Source organism: Pseudomonas sp. zfem004 (genome assembly GCF_032621715.1).
GTDB lineage: Bacteria > Pseudomonadota > Gammaproteobacteria > Pseudomonadales > Pseudomonadaceae > Aquipseudomonas > Aquipseudomonas sichuanensis.
The window spans coordinates 116,022-133,728 of sequence record NZ_JAVYJF010000013.1; the positions used below are offsets into that span (position 1 = coordinate 116,022).

The window sequence follows — 17,707 nt, forward strand, 5'->3', positions numbered from 1 at the left end:
CAAAAACAAAAGAGACAGATGCCATGCGAACACTCGACGTGCACCCGATCATCGACAACGCCCGCTTCAGCCCCTTCCACTGGATGGTCATGGCCTGGTGTGGCCTGCTGCTGATCTTCGACGGCTACGACCTGTTCATCTACGGCGTGGTCCTGCCGACCATCATGAAAGAGTGGGGCCTGACCCCGCTGCAGGCCGGTGCCCTGGGCAGCTACGCGCTGTTCGGCATGATGTTCGGCGCCTTGGTGTTCGGCAGCCTGGCCGACCGTATCGGGCGCAAGAAGGGTATTGCCATCTGTTTCGCGCTGTTCTCCGGGGCCACCATCCTCAACGGCTTCGCCAGCAGCCCCAGCGAATTTGGCATCTACCGCTTCTTCGCCGGGCTGGGCTGCGGCGGGCTGATGCCCAACGCAGTAGCGTTGATGAACGAATACGCGCCCAAGCGCCTGCGCAGCACCCTGGTGGCGATCATGTTCAGCGGCTACTCGCTGGGCGGCATGCTCTCGGCCGGGGTCGGTATCTTCCTGCTTCCGCGTTTCGGCTGGGAATCGATGTTCTTCGCCGCCGCCGTGCCGCTGCTGTTGCTGCCGGTGATCCTCTATTACCTGCCCGAGTCCATCGGCTTCCTGGTGCGCCAAGGCCGAATGGACGAAGCCCGCACTTTGCTCAAACGCCTTGATCCGAATTGCGACGTCACCCTCGAAGACACTCTGGTCGTGGGAGCGGGCTTGCCCCGCGATAAGGCCAGCACGCTCACCTCGGTCCTCAAACTGTTCCAGAACGGCCTGGCCATCCGCACCCTGGCCCTGTGGCTGGCGTTCTTCTGCTGCCTGCTGATGGTCTACGCACTGAGCTCGTGGCTGCCGAAACTCATGGCCAACGCCGGCTACAGCCTGGGTTCGAGCCTGTCGTTCCTGCTGGTGCTGAACTTCGGCGGCATGGCCGGGGCGATCCTCGGTGGCTGGCTGGGCGACCGCTACAACCTGGTCAAGGTCAAGGTGGCGTTCTTCATCGCCGCCGCGCTGTCGATCAGCCTGCTGGGGGTCAACAGCCCCATGCCGGTGCTGTACCTGCTGATCTTCATCGCCGGCGCCACCACCATCGGCACGCAGATCCTGCTGTACGCCGGCGCCGCCCAGCTGTACGGCCTGTCGGTGCGTTCCACCGGCCTGGGCTGGGCCTCCGGCATCGGCCGCAATGGCGCCATCGTCGGCCCGCTGCTCGGTGGCGCGCTGATGGGCATCAACCTGCCGCTGCAACTGAATTTCATCGCCTTCGCCATCCCCGGCGCAATCGCCGCGCTGGCCATGGCCGTGCACCTGGCCAGTGGCCGGCGCCAGGCCCTGGCGGCGACGGCCTGACCCTTCACTGACTGAACTGGAGCCTTGGCATGACAAGCCCGACCATCGACCGGCTGGAGGCGATCATCGTCGACCTGCCGACCATCCGCCCGCACAAGCTGGCCATGCACACCCTGCAGCAGCAGACCCTGGTGATCCTGCGCCTGCGCTGCAGCGACGGCGTGGAAGGCATCGGCGAAGCCACCACCATCGGTGGCCTGGCCTACGGCTACGAAAGCCCGGAAGGCATCAAGGCCAATATCGACGCCTACCTGGCGCCGGCGCTGGTCGGCATGGCCGCCGACAACATCAACGCCGCCATGCTCAAGCTCGACAAGCTGGCCAAGGGCAACACCTTCGCCAAGTCCGGCATCGAGAGCGCCTTGCTCGACGCCCAGGGCAAGCGCCTGGGCCTGCCGGTCAGCGAGCTGCTCGGTGGCCGCGTGCGCGACAGCCTGGAAGTGGCCTGGACCCTGGCCAGCGGCGACACCGCCCGCGATATCGCCGAGGCTGAGCACATGCTGGAGATCCGCCGGCACCGGGTATTCAAGCTGAAGATCGGCGCCAACCCTGTGGCGCAGGACCTCAAACACGTGGTGGCGATCAAGCGCGAGCTGGGCGAGCGCGCCAGCGTACGCGTCGACGTCAACCAGTACTGGGACGAATCTCAGGCCATCCGCGCCTGCCAGGTGCTGGGCGACAACGGCATCGACCTGATCGAGCAGCCGATCTCGCGCATCAACCGTGGCGGGCAGGTCCGCCTGAACCAGCGCAGCCCGGCGCCGATCATGGCCGACGAGTCCATCGAAAGCGTCGAGGACGCCTTCAGCCTGGCCGCCGACGGTGCGGCCAGCATCTTCGCCCTGAAAATCGCCAAGAACGGCGGCCCGCGCGCCGTGCTGCGCACCGCGCAGATCGCCGAAGCGGCCGGTATCGCCCTGTATGGCGGGACCATGCTCGAAGGCAGCGTGGGCACCCTGGCCTCGGCCCATGCCTTCCTGACCCTTCGCCAGCTGACCTGGGGCACCGAGTTGTTCGGGCCGCTGCTGCTGACCGAAGAGATCGTCAACGAGCCGCCGGTGTACCGCGACTTCCAGTTGCACGTGCCAAGCACCCCCGGCCTGGGCCTGACCCTGGACGAGGCGCAGCTTGCGCGCTTCGCCCGCCGTAGCTGAAGCAGCACTTAATCCCTGTGGGAGCGGGCTTGCCCCGCGAAGCAGGCACCGCGCTAGATGGCACGGGCTTCGCCCGTGTTCGCGGGGCAAGCCCGCTCCCACAGAAGCAACGACTGACGTAAGGAGAACACCATGCTGTTCCACGTAAAGATGACCGTAAAACTGCCGGTCGACATGGACCCGGCCAAGGCCGCGCAACTCAAGGCCGACGAAAAGCAGCTGGCCCAGCGCCTGCAGCGCGACGGCACCTGGCGCCACCTGTGGCGCATCGCCGGGCACTACGCCAACTACAGCGTGTTCGACGTGCCCAGCGTCGAGGCGCTGCACGACACCCTGATGCAGCTGCCGCTGTTCCCCTACATGGACATCGAGGTCGCCGGCCTGTGCCGCCATCCCTCGTCGGTCCACAGCGACGACCGCTGAAATCCCCACAAGAACAATTCGAGGTACCAGATCATGACCGTGAAGATCGCCCACACCCCTGATGTGCAGAAATTCTTCGAACAAGCCGCAGGCTTTGGCAACGACGAAGGCAGCCCGCGCCTCAAGCGCATCGTCCAGCGCGTGTTGCAGGACACCGCGCGGCTGATCGAGGACCTGGAGGTCAGCGAGGACGAGTTCTGGCTCGCCGTCGACTACCTCAACCGCCTGGGTGGTCGCGGCGAAGCCGGGCTGCTGGTGGCCGGGCTTGGCATCGAGCACTTCCTCGACCTGCTGCAGGACGCCAAGGATGCCGAGCTGGGCCTGACCGGCGGCACCCCGCGCACCATCGAAGGCCCGCTGTACGTGGCTGGTGCACCGCTGGCCCAGGCCGTGGTGCGCATGGACGATGGCAGCGAGGAGGGCGTGGCCACGGTGATGTACCTCGAAGGCCAGGTGCGCGGCCCCGATGGCCAGCCGTTGGCCGGGGCCACGGTGGACCTGTGGCATGCCAACACCCGCGGCACCTACTCGTTCTTCGACCAGAGCCAGTCCGAGTACAACCTGCGCCGGCGCATCGTCACCGACGCCGAGGGCCGCTACCGTGCGCGCTCCATCGTGCCGTCCGGCTATGGCTGCGACCCCCAGGGGCCGACCCAGGAGTGCCTGGACCTGCTCGGCCGCCACGGCCAGCGCCCGGCGCACATCCATTTCTTCATCTCGGCGCCGGGGCACCGGCATCTGACCACGCAGATCAACCTGGCTGGCGACAAGTACCTGTGGGACGACTTCGCCTATGCCACCCGGGATGGCTTGGTGGGGGAGATCACCTTCCGCGAGGACGGGGCGCGGGGCGTGACGGGGCGCTATGCCGAGATGCAGTTCGATTTCCAATTGCAGAAGGCGCATGACAGCGACGCCGAACAGCGCAGCGGGCGGCCGCGGGCGTTGCAAGAGGCCTGAGCCAGCAATCGCGGGGCAAGCCCGCTCCCACGCCGTGGGAGCGGGCTTGCCCCGCGATAGATCACCACCTGATCCCCGCGAGAAATCCCATGAAAACCCTGTTCAAGGATTGCTCCCTGTCCGCCGTCGTGGCCGGCTGCATCGCCACGCTGATTTCCTACGCCGGCCCCTTGGTGATCATCTTCCACGCCGCCGAAGCCGCCGGCCTGTCCCACGGCCAGTTGTCCTCCTGGGTGTGGGCGGTGTCCATGGGCAGCGCTTTGCTGGGGGGCTTGCTGAGCCTGCGCTACCGGGTGCCGGTGGTGATCGCCTGGTCGATACCGGGCTCGGCGCTGCTGGTCACCGCCTTGCCGCACCTTGGCCTCGCGCAGGCGATCGGCGCCTACCTCGTGGCCAATGCGGTGCTGCTGCTGATCGGCATCAGTGGCGCTTTTGACCGTCTGATCGCCCGGCTGCCCGGTTCCATCGCCGCCGGCATGCAGGCCGGGATCCTGTTCAGCTTCGGCATCGAGGTGTTCCGCGCCTTGCCGGTGCAGCCGCTGTTGGTGCTGGCGATGTTCGTCACCTACGTGCTGATGCGCCGGGTGCAGCCGCGCTATGCGGTGGCGGCGGTATTGACCGTGGGCGCCCTGGTGACCGTGGCCAGTGGCGAGTTTCGCGGCAGCGAACTGGTGCTGGCCCTGGCCACGCCGCAATGGACCACGCCGCAATTCAGCCTGGCCGCGACCTTCAGCCTGGCGTTGCCGCTGGTGCTGGTGGCGCTGACCGGGCAGTTCATGCCGGGCATGGCGGTGCTGCGCAATGCCGGCTACCGCACAGAGGCCAGCCCGCTGATCAGCGCCAGTGCCCTGGGCGGCCTGCTGTTGGCACCGTTCGGTTGCCACGGGCTGAACCTGGCGGCGGTCACCGCCAGCCTTTGCACTGGCCGCGAGGCCCATGAAGACCCATGTAGACGCTACGTGGCAGCGGTCGCGGGCAGTGCGCTGTACCTGCTGCTGGGCATTGCCGGGGCCACCTTGCTGTCGCTGTTCGCCGCGTTCCCCGCCGCCTTGATCGCCGTGCTTGCGGGCCTGGCCCTGTACGGCGCGATCAGCGAGGCCCTGGCGCGCAGCCTGACCGAGCCCGGCGAGCGCGATGCCGGGCTGTTCACCTTCCTGGTCACCGCTTCAGGCGTGACTTTCCTTGGGCTGTCAGCGGCGTTCTGGGGGCTGCTGTTCGGCCTGCTCGCCCACGCGCTGGTCAGCCTGCGCCGGCCACGGCTGCGCGCCGCCACTGCTGAACAGGAGACCTGAGCCACCCATCACGTTCTGGTTCTGCGCTTTATCACATAACAACAAGATCAGAGAGCTTCGGAATGAACCAAACCCCTTGCGTCGCCATCGGCCTGAGCCTGCTCAGCCAACCACTGTGGGCTGCCGACGGCGGCTTCTTCGAGGATGCCAAGGCCAGCCTCAGTGCCCGCAACTATTACTTCAGCCGTGATTATTCGGACATCGTCGGCGCCAACCAGCAGTCCAAGGCCGAGGAGTGGGCCCAGGGCTTCATCCTCGACTTCAAGTCCGGCTACACGCCGGGCCCCATCGGCTTCGGTGTCGACGCACTGGGCCTGCTCGGCATCCGCCTGGACAGCAGCCCCGACCGGGTCAACACCGGCCTGCTGCCGGTGCACGGCGATGGTCGCGCCGCCAGTGAATACAGCCGCATCGCACCGACTTTCAAGGCGCGGCTGTCGAAGACCGAGCTGCGCGCGGGCGAACTGCAGCCCAACCTGCCGGTGTTGACCTTCAGCGATATCCGCCTGCTGCCACCGACCTACCAGGGCGTGAGCCTGAGCTCCAGCGAGCTCGATGGGCTGACCCTTCAGGCCGGCCACCTCAGCTCGACCCACCTGCGCAACGAAGCCGGCGACGGCAAGCTCAACGCCATGCTCGGCCATGTGCCGATGCGTCAGGCCGAAAGCGATGCGTTCAACTATGTCGGCGGCGACTACGCGTTCAATGCCAACCTGAGCAGCCTGAGCCTGTGGCACGGGCAATTGGAAGACATCTACCGGCAGAGCTTCGTGGGCTTGAAGCACAGCAAACCGTTGGGGGACTGGGTGCTCAGTGCCAACCTGGGTTACTTCACTGCCCGCGAAGACGGCGATGCGCTGTTGGGTGATATCGACAACCAGGCATTCTTTTCGATGTTCACCGCCAAGCGTGGCGGGCACAGCTTTGGTGCCGGTTACCAGGCCATTTACGGCGACAGCCCGTTCCCGCGGGTGTTCGCCAACATCAGCCCGCTGGGTAACGAAGTGCCGACCTACGAGTTCGCCTATACCGACGAGCGTTCGTACCAGCTGCGCTACGACTACAACTTCGCGGCCATGGGGATCCCGGGGTTGACGGCCACGGTGCGCTATATCACCGGTGACAATGTCGATACCGGCAAGGGCTTCGAGGGGCGTGACCGCGAGCGGGATATCGATTTGGGGTATGCGGTGCAGAGCGGGGTGCTCAAGGGGTTGGGGATCCGGGTGCGCAATGCCATGGCGCGGTCCAATTATCGCAGTGATATCGATGAGAACCGGTTGATCCTGATGTACACCTGGCAATTGTTCTGACGTTCGATTCAAGAGTGCCGGGGCCGCTGTGCGGCCCCAGCATTGCCTGGGAAGGCATCCGCCCAAACAACCCACTCCCGCTTTTGTGCATCCGACAGAGGCCCCCCCATCACACAACTGTCAGCATGCAAGGCATAAGCACAGGAGCCGCCCCATGAAAGTCGTCATTGCCCCCGATTCGTTCAAGGACAGCCTCGACGCTGCCGGCGTCGCCCGCGCCATCGCCAGCGGCCTGGCCGCCGTGTGGCCGCAGGCCACCTTGGTGCAGTGCCCGATGGCTGACGGCGGCGAGGGCACGATGGAGGCCATCGTCGCCGCCAGCCACGGCGAACAGCGCCGCCAGGTGGTGCGCGGCCCGCTGGGCACCAATGTCGAAGCCAGCTGGGGCTGGCTGCCCGAAAGCCGCACTGCCGTGATCGAGATGGCCCAGGCCAGTGGCATCCAGCTGGTCCCCAACGCCCAGCGCGATGCCTGCCGCAGCAGCACCTGGGGCACCGGCGAGCTGGTCGCCGCTGCCTTGGCGGCCGGTGCCCGGCGCATTGTCCTGGCCATCGGCGGCAGCGCCACCAACGATGGCGGCAGCGGCATGCTGCGCGCCCTTGGCCTGCGCCTGCTGGATGCTCAAGGCCAAGCGCTGGCCGAAGGCGGCCTGGCCCTGACGCAACTGGCCCGCATCGATGCCAGCGGCCTCGACCCACGCCTGGCGCAAGTGCAGGTGGAGGTGGCCGCCGATGTCGACAATCCGCTGTGCGGCGCCAATGGCGCATCGGCGATCTTCGGCCCGCAGAAGGGCGCCAGCCCCGAGCAGGTGCAGGCGCTGGACCAGGCGCTGGGCCATTTCGCCGACCATTGCGCGCAGTTGCTGGGCAAGGACGTACGTGACCAGCCGGGCAGCGGCGCGGCCGGCGGCATGGGCTTCGCGGCCAAGGCCTTCATGGGCGCGCAGTTTCGCCCGGGTGTCGAGGTGGTGGCTGAGTTGGCACAGCTGGATACGCTGGTGCAGGGCGCCGACCTGGTGATCACCGGCGAGGGGCGTTTCGATGCGCAAACCCTGCGTGGCAAGACCCCCATGGGTGTCGCACGGGTCGCCAAACGCCATGGCGTGCCTGTTGTGGTGCTGGCTGGCACCTTGGGCGCGGGCTATGAGCAGCTGTATGCCCACGGCATCGACGCTGCGTTTGCCCTGGTCAGCGGGCCGATGAGTCTGGAGCAGGCCTGTGCCGACGCAGGCAATCTGCTCAAGGCGCGGGCAAGGGACGTTGCCCGGCTGTGGCAGGTGGCGCGGCGCTGAGCCGCACCACCCCGGCAGCACTCAGGCGCGCGGCAGGCGCCCGCTGACGAAGTGCGCCACATCGTTGAACCCCGGCGTTGAGGCATGCCCCGGGGTTACCAGCGAATCGATGAAGGCTTCGTCTTCGGCGCTGATCTTCACCTCCAGGGCCCCGGCGTAGGTGTCCCACTGCGCCTCGGTGCGCGGGCCGACGATGGCCGAGCTGACCAGGCGGTTGTTCAGCACCCAGGCAATCGCGAACTCGACGATGCCCACCCCCTTGGCCTCGGTGTAGGCGTGGATCTTCTGGGCGATGCCCAGCGACTCCTGGCGCCATTCCACTTCCATGATTCGCTTGTCCTGGCGCCCGGCACGGCTGCCGGCGTCCGGCACCGAGCCCGGGGCATACTTGCCGCTGAGCACGCCACGGGCCAGCGGGCTGAACGGCACCACGCCCAGGCCATGGTAGGCCGCTGCGGTCAGCTGTTCAGGCTCGGCCTGGCGGTTGACGATGTTGTACAGCGGCTGGCTGACCACCGGCTTGGCCACGCCAAGTTTGTCGGCGACGTTGCAGATCTCGGCGATGCGCCAGCCGCGGAAGTTGGACACGCCCCAGTAGCGGATCTTGCCTTGCGCCAGCAGGTCGCCGATGGCGCGCACGGTTTCCTCCAGCGGCACGCTGTGGTCTTCGCGGTGCAGGTAGTAGATGTCCAGGTAGTCGGTGCCCATGCGCGTGAGCGTGGCTTCGATGGCGTTGAACAGGTGCTTGCGCGACAGACCGCTGCGGTTGGGCACACCGTCCACCGGGCCATAGCCGGCCTTGGAGGCGACGATCCACTCCTGGCGGTTGCGCGCAACCGCCTCGCCGACGATCTCCTCGGAACGCCCGCCGTTGTACACATCGGCGGTGTCGACGAAGTTGATGCCCTGGTCCCAGGCCTTGTCGATGATGCGCAGGGCGTCTTCGGTGCTGGTCTGTTCACCGAACATCATGCTGCCGAGGGTGAGGGCCGAGACTTGCAGGCCACTGTGGCCGAGGGGGCGGTAGATCATTGCCAGGAATCCTTTACGTGCGATGTGGGTCAGGTGGTTTTACACACAACCCCGGCACTTTGAAAGGTGCAGGTGCCAGCCTTGCCCTGGTGCGCGGGTTGGTCGATGCTTGTCGGTGTGCCAATCGATCACCAGGGAGCAGGCCCATGAAGTCGCAGCGGATCATCGCCATCGTCACCAGTCTTGTCATGCTCGGCACTTCGCCGCTGCTGCTGGCGGACCCCGGCAATGGCCAGGGCAAAGGCAACGCCCATGGCCAGCAGCACGATAAAGCCGGCAAGGGCAAACCAGACAAAGCGGGCAATGCCTACCACGGCGGGCCCCAGGTGGATATCGGCGGGGTGCGGATCACCCTTGACCGCCACCGTGACTACTGGGCACCGGCGGCGCCGTTGCCGCCAGGTATCCAGAAAAACCTCGCCCGCGGCAAGCCGCTACCTCCAGGGATAGCCAAGAAACTCGACGGCAGGCTGCTGGGCCAACTGCCCCATTACGATGGCTATGACTGGCTCCAGGCGGGGGCCGACCTGATCCTGGTGGCTGCTGCCACTGGCTTGATCTACGAGGTGCTGCACGGCGCGCTGGACTGAGTCAGTCTGGCCAGGCATCGATCAGTTCCCGGGCCTCGCGGCTGGACAACGGCCGTTTCAGCCGTTGCGACAGCACCGCCATGGCCCGCGCATAACCCTTGGCGACCACCGCCTCGACCTGGTCGTCGATGCATTGCAGGGCGATGAAATCGCCGTGCTCGGGCTCACCGACATACTCGATGCGGTTCCACTGGCGCCCATGCCCGAGCACCTCGAGGGTGCGCCCATGCTGGTAGGTCCAGAAGAACGGCACATCGTCGTAGCGGCGCCGTTCGCCGAGCATGTTGGCGGCAGCGATCACCCCGTGTTGCTGGGCCAGGCGCCAGTGCTCGATGCGCACCGGGCGCCCGGCGAGGGGGAAGGTGGCGATATCGCCGGCTGCCCACAGGCCTTCGGCGGCTTGCAGATGGGCGTCGACCTGCACCGAGCGGTCTTCTCCCAGTTGTAGCCCCTGGAGGCACCCGGTAGCCGGCGTGACGCCGATGCCCAGCAGCACCAAGGGTGTGGCCAGGCGCTCGCCGTTGGCGAGGATCACGGCCTCGACCCGCTCACTGCCTTCGAAAGCGGCCACTTCGGTGGGGCCATGGAACACCACCCCCTTGCGCTCATGCAGCTCGCGCAGGCTGAGGCCGATGCGCTCGCCCAGCTGTTTTGCCAGCGGTACCGCATGGCGGGTCACCACATGCACCTGCAGGCCGTACTTGCGCAGTGCCGAAGCCGCTTCCAGGCCGATGAAGCCATCGCCGACGATCACCACCGGCTGGCCGGGCTCGGCCAGGTCGAGCAGGCGCGTGGCATCCTCGCGCGAGCGCAGCACGCAGATGCCGGGCAATTGCACACCGGGCAGTTCGGGGCGCTTGGGCTTGCCGCCAGTGGCCAGCAGGGCCGCGTCGTACTTCAGGCGCTTGCCATCGGCGAGGACGATCTCGCGGCTGGCCACGTTCAGGCTGCGCACCTTGCCGTGCAGGCGCTGCAACGGTTTTTGGCGCAGCACGTCGGGCTCCAGCAGCGTCGGCACTTCGTCCGGCGCCATTTGCCCGGCGATGACAAATTTGCTCAGGGCGGTGCGATCGTAGGCGTTGGGCTGTTCCTGATCGACCCACACCAGGCGCCCGCCGAAGCCATGATCGAGCAGGGTGGCCACGGCCGCTGAACCGGCAGCCCCGGCACCGACCACCACGAACACCCGTGCATCGCTGTGGCGGGGCGTTGCCGCCTGGGGCACGGCCTGATCGTCGACCCAGACCTGGTCGCCCTTGATCTGCACGGGGTAGCGGCGCAGGCCGATCAGCGCGGGCGGTTCGCACACCGCACCCTCATCCACGGCAAATGCAGCTTTGTGCCAGGGGCAAACCAGCAGGCCGCCGCACACCACGCCTTCATCCAGCGGCGCGCCTTCATGGGGGCAGTTGCCCTGGTAGGCGCGCACCTGATCGCCATGGCGAACCAGGATGACCTCTTCGGTCCCGGCCTGAACGCGCAGGGGGCGCTGTTGATCGAGTTGGGCGAGGGTGGCCACGGGGTGCAGGGGCATGGGCGTTCTCCGCAGGGCTTGGTAACCATTTGACGCCTGGCCTGGGTGGGTCATGCGGCAAGCCGACGACCGGGCAGATGGTTACAATTGTTCACATGAATATCAAATGAGACCAAATTGACTCATTCAGTGTGCCTGAGTACCATTCGCGCCGTTTTCAATCAAAAGCTCGGGTGATGTGATGAGCAACTTGCGTGCAATTGGGGTGGCCAGTTGGCTGGCGGTGGCCGTGGCGCTGGCCGGGTGTGACTCGGCGGGCGAACCGCAGGCCGAGGCGCCGGCAGCAGTCCCGGTGCAACTGGTGACCGTGGCCAGCGAGCCGCTGAGCCTGGCTTCGACCCTGCCGGGCCGGGTCGAACCGATGCGGGTGGCGCAAGTGCGGGCCCGGGTGGCCGGTATCGTGCTGCACAAGCGTTTCGAGGAGGGTGCCGACGTCAAGGCCGGCGATGTGCTGTTCCAGATCGACCCGGCGCCGTTCCAGGCTGCCCTGGCGCGCTCCAATGGCGACCTGGCACGGGCCCAGGCGGTGCAGCAGGAAGCTCAGGCGCGGGTCAAGCGCTATGAGCCGCTGGTGAAGATCGAAGCCGTCAGCCGCCAGGACTTCGACAGCGCCAACGCCACGTTGCGCAGCGCCCAGGCCGAGGTACGTTCAGCCCAGGCGGATGTCCAGACGGCGCGGCTGAACCTGGGCTATGCCACGGTCACGGCACCGATCTCCGGCCGTATCGGCCGCGCCCTGGTCACCGAAGGTGCGCTGGTGGGGCAGGGCGACGCCACGTTGATGGCGCGGATCCAGCAGCTCGACCCGATCTACGTCGACTTCACCCAGTCCGCCGCCGATGCCCTGCGCCTGCGTCAGGCCCTGCAGGACGGCGCGCTGGCCGGTGGCGACACGGCGCTCATGGCCCAGGTCGAAGGCACCGACTACCAGCGCCAGGGCACCCTGATGTTCACCGACGTCGAGGTCGACCGCGGCACCGGCCAGGTCACCCTGCGCGGGCGCTTCGATAACGCCGACGGCACCCTGTTGCCCGGCATGTACGTGCGCGTGCGCACCCCGCAGGGCACCGACCGCCAGGCCATCCTGGTGCCGCAACGCGCCGTGCAGCGCGGCAGCGACGGCGAAGCACGGGTGATGGTGGTGGGCACCGGCAACCTGGCCGAGGCCCGAGCCGTGCGCACCGGGGTGATGCAGGGCGCCCGTTGGCAGATCACCGAAGGGTTGCGCGAAGGCGACCAGGTGATCGTCGGCAGCCCGGCCGGGCTGGCCCCTGGCATGCCGGTCAGCCCGGCCCAGGCACAGCAAACCGCAGCGCGTTAAGGCGAGGGTAGCGAAATGTCCAAGTTCTTCATCAATCGGCCGAACTTCGCCTGGGTCGTGGCGCTGTTCATCTCCCTGGCCGGGCTGCTGGTGATCCCGCTGCTGCCGGTGGCCCAGTACCCCAACGTCGCCCCGCCGCAGATCACGGTCACCGCCACCTATCCGGGCGCATCGGCCAAGGTGCTGGTGGAGTCGGTGACCAGCGTCATCGAAGAGTCCCTCAACGGTGCCAAGAACCTGTTGTACTTCGAGTCCACCAACAACTCCAACGGGGTGGCCGAGGTGGTGGTGACCTTCGAGCCCGGGACCAACCCCGAGCTGGCCCAGGTCGATGTGCAGAACCGCCTGAAGAAGGCCGAGGCACGCATGCCCCAGGCGGTGCTGACCCAAGGGCTGCAGGTGGAGCAGAGCAGCGCGGGCTTTCTGCTGATCTATGCGCTCAACTACAAGCAAGGCTTCGAAAAGGCCGACACCACGGCCTTGGGCGACTACGCCGCACGCAACATCAACAACGAGCTGCGCCGGGTGCCGGGCGTGGGCAAGCTGCAGTTCTTCTCCTCGGAAGCGGCCATGCGCGTGTGGGTCGACCCACAGAAGCTGGTGGGCTACGGCCTGAGTATCGACGATGTCGGCAACGCCATCCGTGGCCAGAACGTGCAGGTGCCGGCCGGCAGCTTCGGCAGCGCGCCAGGCGCCAGCGAGCAGGAACTGACCGCGACCCTGGCCGTGCAAGGCACCCTGGACGACCCCGAGGCGTTCGGCCGCGTGGTGCTGCGCGCCAACCCGGACGGCTCGCTGGTGCGCCTGGCCGACGTGGCGCGCCTGCAAGTCGGCATGGAAAGCTACAACTTCGGTTCGCGCCTGGACGGCAAGCCGGCAGTGGCCGGCGCGGTGCAGCTGGCGCCGGGCGCCAACGCCCTGAAAACCGCCGAGCTGGTCAAGGCGCGCCTGGCCGAACTGTCCGCGTTCTTCCCTGAAGGCGTGGAGTACTCGGTGCCTTACGACACCTCGCGGTTCGTCGACGTGGCCATCGAGAAGGTCATCCATACCCTGCTCGAAGCCATGGTGCTGGTGTTCCTGGTGATGTTCCTGTTCCTGCAGAACATCCGCTACACCCTGATCCCCTCGATCGTGGTGCCGGTGTGCCTGCTGGGCACGCTGATGGTGATGAAGCTGCTCGGCTTCTCGGTGAACATGATGACCATGTTCGGCATGGTGCTGGCCATCGGCATCCTGGTGGACGACGCCATCGTGGTGGTGGAGAACGTCGAGCGGTTGATGGCCGAGGAGGGGCTGTCGCCGGTGCAGGCGACCATCAAGGCCATGGGGCAGGTGTCCGGTGCGATCATCGGCATCACCCTGGTGCTGTCGGCCGTGTTCATGCCGCTGGCGTTCATGTCTGGCTCGGTGGGGGTGATCTACCAGCAGTTCTCGCTGTCGCTGGCGGTGTCGATCATGTTCTCGGGCTTCCTGGCCTTGACCTTCACCCCGGCGCTGTGCGCCACGCTGCTCAAGCCGGTGCCTGCGGGCCACCATGAAAAACGCGGCTTCTTCGGCGCTTTCAACCGCGGCTTTGCGCGCCTTACTGATCGCTACTCGGCGCTGAACAGTGCGCTGGTTCAGCGTGCCGGGCGCTACATGCTGGTGTACGCCGGCATCCTGGCCATGCTCGGTTATTTCTACCTGCGCCTGCCGGAGTCCTTCGTGCCGGTAGAAGACCAGGGCTACGCCATCGTCGACGTGCAACTGCCGCCCGGCGCCAGCCGGGTACGTACGGATGCCACCGGCCAGGCCCTGGAGCAGTTCCTGATGTCCCGCGAGGCAGTGGCCTCGGCGTTCGTGGTCAGCGGTTTCAGCTTTTCCGGCATGGGCGACAATGCCGCGCTGGCCTTCCCGACCTTCAAGGACTGGTCGTTGCGCGGCGCGGAGCAGTCCTCTGCGGCCGAGATCGACGCCATCAACGCGCGCTTCGCCGCCCATGGCGACGGCACCATCACCGCTGTGAACCCACCGCCGATCGACGGCCTGGGCAATGCCGGTGGCTTCGCCCTGCGCCTGATGGACCGTGGCGGCCTGGGCCGCGAAGCGCTGCTGGCCGCCCGCGACCAGTTGCTGGCCGGTGCCAACGGCAACCCGGTGATTTTGTACGCGATGATGGAAGGCCTGGCGGAGTCGCCACAGTTGCGGGTGCAGATCGACCGTGAGCAGGCACGCGCCCTGGGCGTGAGCTTCGAGGCCATCAACAGCACCCTGGCCACGGCCTTTGGTTCGGCGGTGATCAACGACTTCACCAATGCCGGGCGTCAGCAGCGCGTGGTGGTGCAGGCCGAACAAGGCGAGCGCATGACCCCGGAAAGCGTGCTGCGCCTGTACGCACCCAACGCCAACGGTGAGCAGGTACCGTTCAGTGCCTTCGTTACCACACGTTGGGAAGAAGGCCCGGTGCAACTGTTGCGCTACAACGGCTACCCGTCGATCCGCATCGCCGGTGACGCGGCGCCGGGCCACAGCACCGGCCAGGCCATGGCCGAGATGGAGCGCTTGGTCAGTGAGCTGCCGCCCGGCATCGGCTATGCCTGGACGGGGCTTTCGTACCAGGAGAAGGTCTCCAGCGGCCAGGCCGGCAGCCTGTTCGCCCTGGCCATCCTGGTGGTGTTCCTGCTGTTGGTGGCGCTGTATGAGAGCTGGGCGATCCCGTTGACGGTGATGCTGATCGTGCCGATCGGCGCCCTGGGCGCGGTGTTGGCGGTGATGGTCACCGGCATGCCCAACGACGTGTACTTCAAGGTCGGCCTGATCACCATCATCGGCCTGGCGGCGAAGAACGCCATCCTGATCGTCGAGTTCGCCAAGGAGCTGTGGGAGAAGGGCTATAGCCTGCGTGACGCCGCCATCGAGGCCGCGCGCCTGCGTTTCCGCCCGATCGTGATGACCTCCATGGCCTTCATCCTCGGCGTGGTACCGCTGGCCATCGCCAGCGGCGCCGGTGCGGCGAGCCAGCGTGCCATCGGCACCGGGGTGATCGGCGGCATGCTCAGCGCCACGCTGCTGGGGGTGGTGTTCGTACCGATCTGTTTCGTCTGGGTGCTGTCGTTGCTCAAACGCAAGCCTGCGCCTGTGCCACAGGCGGTCGAGGTGGCCAAGTGATGTTCATGGCTAATCGTGTACTTCCGTTGGTCCTGGCCTTGACCCTGGCGGGCTGTTCCCTGGCGCCGACCTATGAGCGCCCCGAGGCGCCGGTGCCGGCGCAGTGGGGCGACGCTGGCGGGCATCAAGGCCCGATGGTGGATCAGCTTGACTGGCAGGCATTCATCGTCGACCCGGTGCTGCGTCAGCTGGTGGGCGCCGCGTTGGGCAACAACCGTTCGTTGCGTCAGACCCTGCTCGACATCGACCAGGCCCGCGCGCAATACCGTATCCAGCGCGCCGACCGGGTGCCCGGCCTGAATGCCGCTGCATCGGGCAATCGCCAGCATCTGCCGGCGCAGTTGTCGAGCAATGGCCGTGAGGGCGTCAGCAGCACCTATCAGGTGGGGCTGGCACTGCCGGAGTACGAGCTGGACCTGTTCGGCCGGGTCAAGAGCCTGAGCGATGCGGCGCTCGAGCAGTACCTGGCCAGCGAGGAGGTCGGCCGTGCCGCGCACATCGCTTTGATCGCCGAAGTCAGCCAGGCCTACCTGACCCTGGATGGCGCCGAGCGCAGCCTGGCGCTGACCCGCCAGACCCTCGCCAGCCGCGAGGATTCCCTGGCCCTGGTCGGCCAGCGCCGCGCCGCCGGCACCGCCACCGCGCTGGACCATCAGGAGGCGCTGGGGCTGGTCGAGCAGTCCAGGGCGGACCTGGAAGCCACGCTGCGCCAGCAACGCCAGGCCTATAACGCCCTGGTGCTGCTGTTGGGCGACGCGCAGGCGGCCAAGCTGATCCCGGGTGAGCGCCCGGACCAGCCGATGGTGCTGCAGGACATTACCCCAGGCCTGCCGTCGGCGCTGATCGAGCGCCGCCCGGACATCCTCGCCGCCGAGCACCGCTTGCGTTCACGCAACGCCGATATCGGTGCGGCGCGGGCGGCGTTCTTCCCGCGCATCAGCCTGACCGGCAGCTTCGGCACCTCCAGTGCGCAGATGTCCGGGTTGTTCGACGGCGGTTCGCGCAGCTGGAGCTTCATGCCGCAGCTGTCGCTGCCCTTGTTCGATGCCGGGCGCAACCGCGCCGGGCTGAGCCTGGCCGAGGCGCGCAAGGATTCGGCGGTGGCGGCCTACGAGGGCACGATCCAGACCGCATTCCGTGAGGTGGCCGATGCCTTGGCCGCCACCGACACGCTACGCCGCGAGGAAGCCGCGCGGCGAGCGCTGGTCGATACCAGCCGGGCGACCGAGGCCCTGGCCAAGGCGCGTTATGAGGGTGGGGTGGATAACCATCTGCGTTACCTGGACGCGCAGCGCAACAACTTCGTCAACGAGGCGGCCTTTATCCAGGCCAGTACCCAACGCCAATTGGCGCTGGTCGACCTGTTCCGCGCCCTGGGGGGCGGCTGGCCGGCAAAGGGCTAGACAACGACTCCTTTGGTTGGGGTATCCAACCGCCTTGCCCTTGGGACCTGTGCCCAAGGGCTTTTTTCTTTCAGCAGGAGACAGAGTGGCCTGTGGGAGCGGCTTTAGCCGCGAAGCTGGCGACGCGGTGGATGGCACCGGCTTTGCCGGTGTTCGCGGCTGAAGCCGCTCCTACAGCGGCGATGTTGCGGGCTTCAGGCGCTCGCCCGCGCCCCGTGGATGAACAACTGCTCCAGGGTCTGCGCCGAGGTGGCGCTGGCCGCCCGACCGCGGCGCTCGGCATCGACCATGCTGAAGATCATGCTCAGGAACATCTCGGTGAACACCGCCGCGCTGATGTCGATGCGCAGCGCTCCCAATTGCTGGGCGCGCAGGAAGAACGCATCCATGGCCTGGGTATAGGCATGCCAGCGACGATCCTCGCTATCGCCCAGCAGGGTATCGGGGCGGTACTGGAACATCAGGAAGGCCAGCATCTCGCGGTGCTTGAGGTGCTCGGCGATCAGGTGGCGCAGCCCGGGTAGCGGCTCGACCTGGGTGAGGTCGGCGTCGCGGATGACCTGGTTGAGCACCTGCTCGCCATGGTTCTCCAGCATATCGACCAGGTTGTCGCGGGTGCCGCAGAAGCGGTGCAGGGTGGCCTTGCTGACGCCTGCGGTTTCGGCCAGCTCTTTCAGGGTCGCCCGCGGGTGGACCACCATGGCGTTGGCCAAGGCCTTGAGCAGGCGTTCGTCGTGAGGGGTGGGTTGCATCGGATTGCCTCGCGTGGATCGCATGCTTGGCATTGTGCAGAAAACAGGCAGGTGATCAAGCTAAAAAGTCTCTAGTGAGACTTTAGTGGTTCTTTCTGGCGTAATTCACAGGCAAGCCCGGAGCGGGCTTGCCT

General features: G+C 66.9%; 14 protein-coding genes. 11 read left to right on the top strand and 3 right to left on the bottom strand.

From position 1 onward, the window contains the following. Positions 1–23 precede the first annotated feature (23 nt). The 7 genes from RTH46_RS15705 (at position 24) to RTH46_RS15735 (ending at position 7,794) form a co-directional block, all read left to right on the top strand. Positions 24–1,361 (top strand): aromatic acid/H+ symport family MFS transporter, encoded by a 1,338-nt coding sequence (locus tag RTH46_RS15705; RefSeq protein WP_316906058.1) that lies wholly within the window; start codon positions 24–26, stop codon positions 1,359–1,361. Positions 1,362–1,390: 29 nt separating this feature from the next. Continuing rightward, complete coding sequence (locus RTH46_RS15710; RefSeq protein WP_316906059.1) at positions 1,391–2,515, top strand: muconate cycloisomerase family protein; 1,125 nt, start codon at positions 1,391–1,393, stop codon at positions 2,513–2,515. Positions 2,516–2,647: 132 nt separating this feature from the next. Next, positions 2,648–2,938 carry a muconolactone Delta-isomerase gene (gene catC, locus RTH46_RS15715; protein ID WP_110994971.1) on the top strand — a complete coding sequence of 97 codons (291 nt, stop codon included), beginning with the start codon at positions 2,648–2,650 and terminating at the stop codon, positions 2,936–2,938. Between the two features lie 33 nt (positions 2,939–2,971). Next, positions 2,972–3,898, top strand: coding sequence for a catechol 1,2-dioxygenase (gene catA / locus RTH46_RS15720; protein ID WP_153787813.1), 927 nt, complete (start codon positions 2,972–2,974; stop codon positions 3,896–3,898). Positions 3,899–3,987: 89 nt separating this feature from the next. Then, positions 3,988–5,190 (top strand): benzoate/H(+) symporter BenE family transporter, encoded by a 1,203-nt coding sequence (locus RTH46_RS15725; protein ID WP_153787814.1) that lies wholly within the window; start codon positions 3,988–3,990, stop codon positions 5,188–5,190. Between the two features lie 62 nt (positions 5,191–5,252). Beyond that, positions 5,253–6,503, top strand: coding sequence for an OprD family porin (locus RTH46_RS15730; protein WP_316906060.1), 1,251 nt, complete (start codon positions 5,253–5,255; stop codon positions 6,501–6,503). A 154-nt stretch (positions 6,504–6,657) separates the two neighbouring features. Beyond that, on the top strand, positions 6,658–7,794 hold the full coding sequence (locus tag RTH46_RS15735) for a glycerate kinase (RefSeq protein ID WP_316906061.1): 1,137 nt from the start codon (positions 6,658–6,660) through the stop codon (positions 7,792–7,794). Positions 7,795–7,815: 21 nt separating this feature from the next. Here the strand turns inward: RTH46_RS15735 and RTH46_RS15740 are convergent, their stop codons facing one another. Beyond that, complete coding sequence (locus RTH46_RS15740) at positions 7,816–8,826, bottom strand: aldo/keto reductase (RefSeq protein WP_153787817.1); 1,011 nt, start codon at positions 8,824–8,826, stop codon at positions 7,816–7,818. 146 nt (positions 8,827–8,972) lie between these two features. Between RTH46_RS15740 and RTH46_RS15745 the strand changes: the two genes are divergently transcribed. After that, positions 8,973–9,416, top strand: coding sequence for an anti-virulence regulator CigR family protein (locus RTH46_RS15745; RefSeq protein WP_316906062.1), 444 nt, complete (start codon positions 8,973–8,975; stop codon positions 9,414–9,416). 1 nt (position 9,417) lies between these two features. Here RTH46_RS15745 and RTH46_RS15750 read toward each other — a convergent pair whose 3' ends face one another. After that, the gene (locus RTH46_RS15750; RefSeq protein WP_316906063.1) at positions 9,418–10,950 is read right to left on the bottom strand and encodes an FAD-dependent oxidoreductase; all 1,533 of its coding nucleotides are present in this window, start codon (positions 10,948–10,950) and stop codon (positions 9,418–9,420) included. A gap of 181 nt (positions 10,951–11,131) precedes the next feature. On the opposite strand from RTH46_RS15750, the gene RTH46_RS15755 reads away from it, so the two are divergent. The 3 genes from RTH46_RS15755 to RTH46_RS15765 are packed head-to-tail and all read left to right on the top strand — an operon-like array spanning position 11,132 to position 16,821. Further along, positions 11,132–12,271 carry a MexC family multidrug efflux RND transporter periplasmic adaptor subunit gene (locus tag RTH46_RS15755; protein WP_316906064.1) on the top strand — a complete coding sequence of 380 codons (1,140 nt, stop codon included), beginning with the start codon at positions 11,132–11,134 and terminating at the stop codon, positions 12,269–12,271. 15 nt (positions 12,272–12,286) lie between these two features. Then, a complete protein-coding gene (locus tag RTH46_RS15760) occupies positions 12,287–15,418 on the top strand; it encodes an efflux RND transporter permease subunit (protein WP_316906065.1) in 3,132 nt (1,043 codons plus the stop codon). After that, a complete protein-coding gene (locus tag RTH46_RS15765) occupies positions 15,418–16,821 on the top strand; it encodes an efflux transporter outer membrane subunit (protein WP_316906066.1) in 1,404 nt (467 codons plus the stop codon). Before RTH46_RS15760 ends, RTH46_RS15765 begins: the two co-directional genes overlap by 1 nt. Positions 16,822–17,015: 194 nt before the next feature. Here RTH46_RS15765 and RTH46_RS15770 read toward each other — a convergent pair whose 3' ends face one another. Continuing rightward, entirely contained in the window at positions 17,016–17,573 is a 558-nt protein-coding gene (locus tag RTH46_RS15770; RefSeq protein WP_153787823.1) for a TetR/AcrR family transcriptional regulator, read from the bottom strand. Positions 17,574–17,707 lie beyond the last annotated feature (134 nt).

Excerpts from the sequence above, each read along its gene's own strand:
- RTH46_RS15765 (WP_316906066.1), top strand. The coding sequence starts at position 15,418 with ATGTTCATGGCTAATCGTGTACTTCCGTTGGTCCTGGCCTTGACCCTG.
- RTH46_RS15760 (WP_316906065.1), top strand. The coding sequence starts at position 12,287 with ATGTCCAAGTTCTTCATCAATCGGCCGAACTTCGCCTGGGTCGTGGCG.
- RTH46_RS15710 (WP_316906059.1), top strand. The coding sequence starts at position 1,391 with ATGACAAGCCCGACCATCGACCGGCTGGAGGCGATCATCGTCGACCTG.
- RTH46_RS15730 (WP_316906060.1), top strand. The coding sequence starts at position 5,253 with ATGAACCAAACCCCTTGCGTCGCCATCGGCCTGAGCCTGCTCAGCCAA.
- catA (WP_153787813.1), top strand. The coding sequence starts at position 2,972 with ATGACCGTGAAGATCGCCCACACCCCTGATGTGCAGAAATTCTTCGAA.
- RTH46_RS15745 (WP_316906062.1), top strand. The coding sequence starts at position 8,973 with ATGAAGTCGCAGCGGATCATCGCCATCGTCACCAGTCTTGTCATGCTC.
- RTH46_RS15740 (WP_153787817.1), bottom strand. The coding sequence starts at position 8,826 with ATGATCTACCGCCCCCTCGGCCACAGTGGCCTGCAAGTCTCGGCCCTC.
- RTH46_RS15725 (WP_153787814.1), top strand. The coding sequence starts at position 3,988 with ATGAAAACCCTGTTCAAGGATTGCTCCCTGTCCGCCGTCGTGGCCGGC.
- RTH46_RS15770 (WP_153787823.1), bottom strand. The coding sequence starts at position 17,573 with ATGCAACCCACCCCTCACGACGAACGCCTGCTCAAGGCCTTGGCCAAC.
- RTH46_RS15755 (WP_316906064.1), top strand. The coding sequence starts at position 11,132 with ATGAGCAACTTGCGTGCAATTGGGGTGGCCAGTTGGCTGGCGGTGGCC.
- RTH46_RS15750 (WP_316906063.1), bottom strand. The coding sequence starts at position 10,950 with ATGCCCCTGCACCCCGTGGCCACCCTCGCCCAACTCGATCAACAGCGC.
- catC (WP_110994971.1), top strand. The coding sequence starts at position 2,648 with ATGCTGTTCCACGTAAAGATGACCGTAAAACTGCCGGTCGACATGGAC.
- RTH46_RS15705 (WP_316906058.1), top strand. The coding sequence starts at position 24 with ATGCGAACACTCGACGTGCACCCGATCATCGACAACGCCCGCTTCAGC.
- RTH46_RS15735 (WP_316906061.1), top strand. The coding sequence starts at position 6,658 with ATGAAAGTCGTCATTGCCCCCGATTCGTTCAAGGACAGCCTCGACGCT.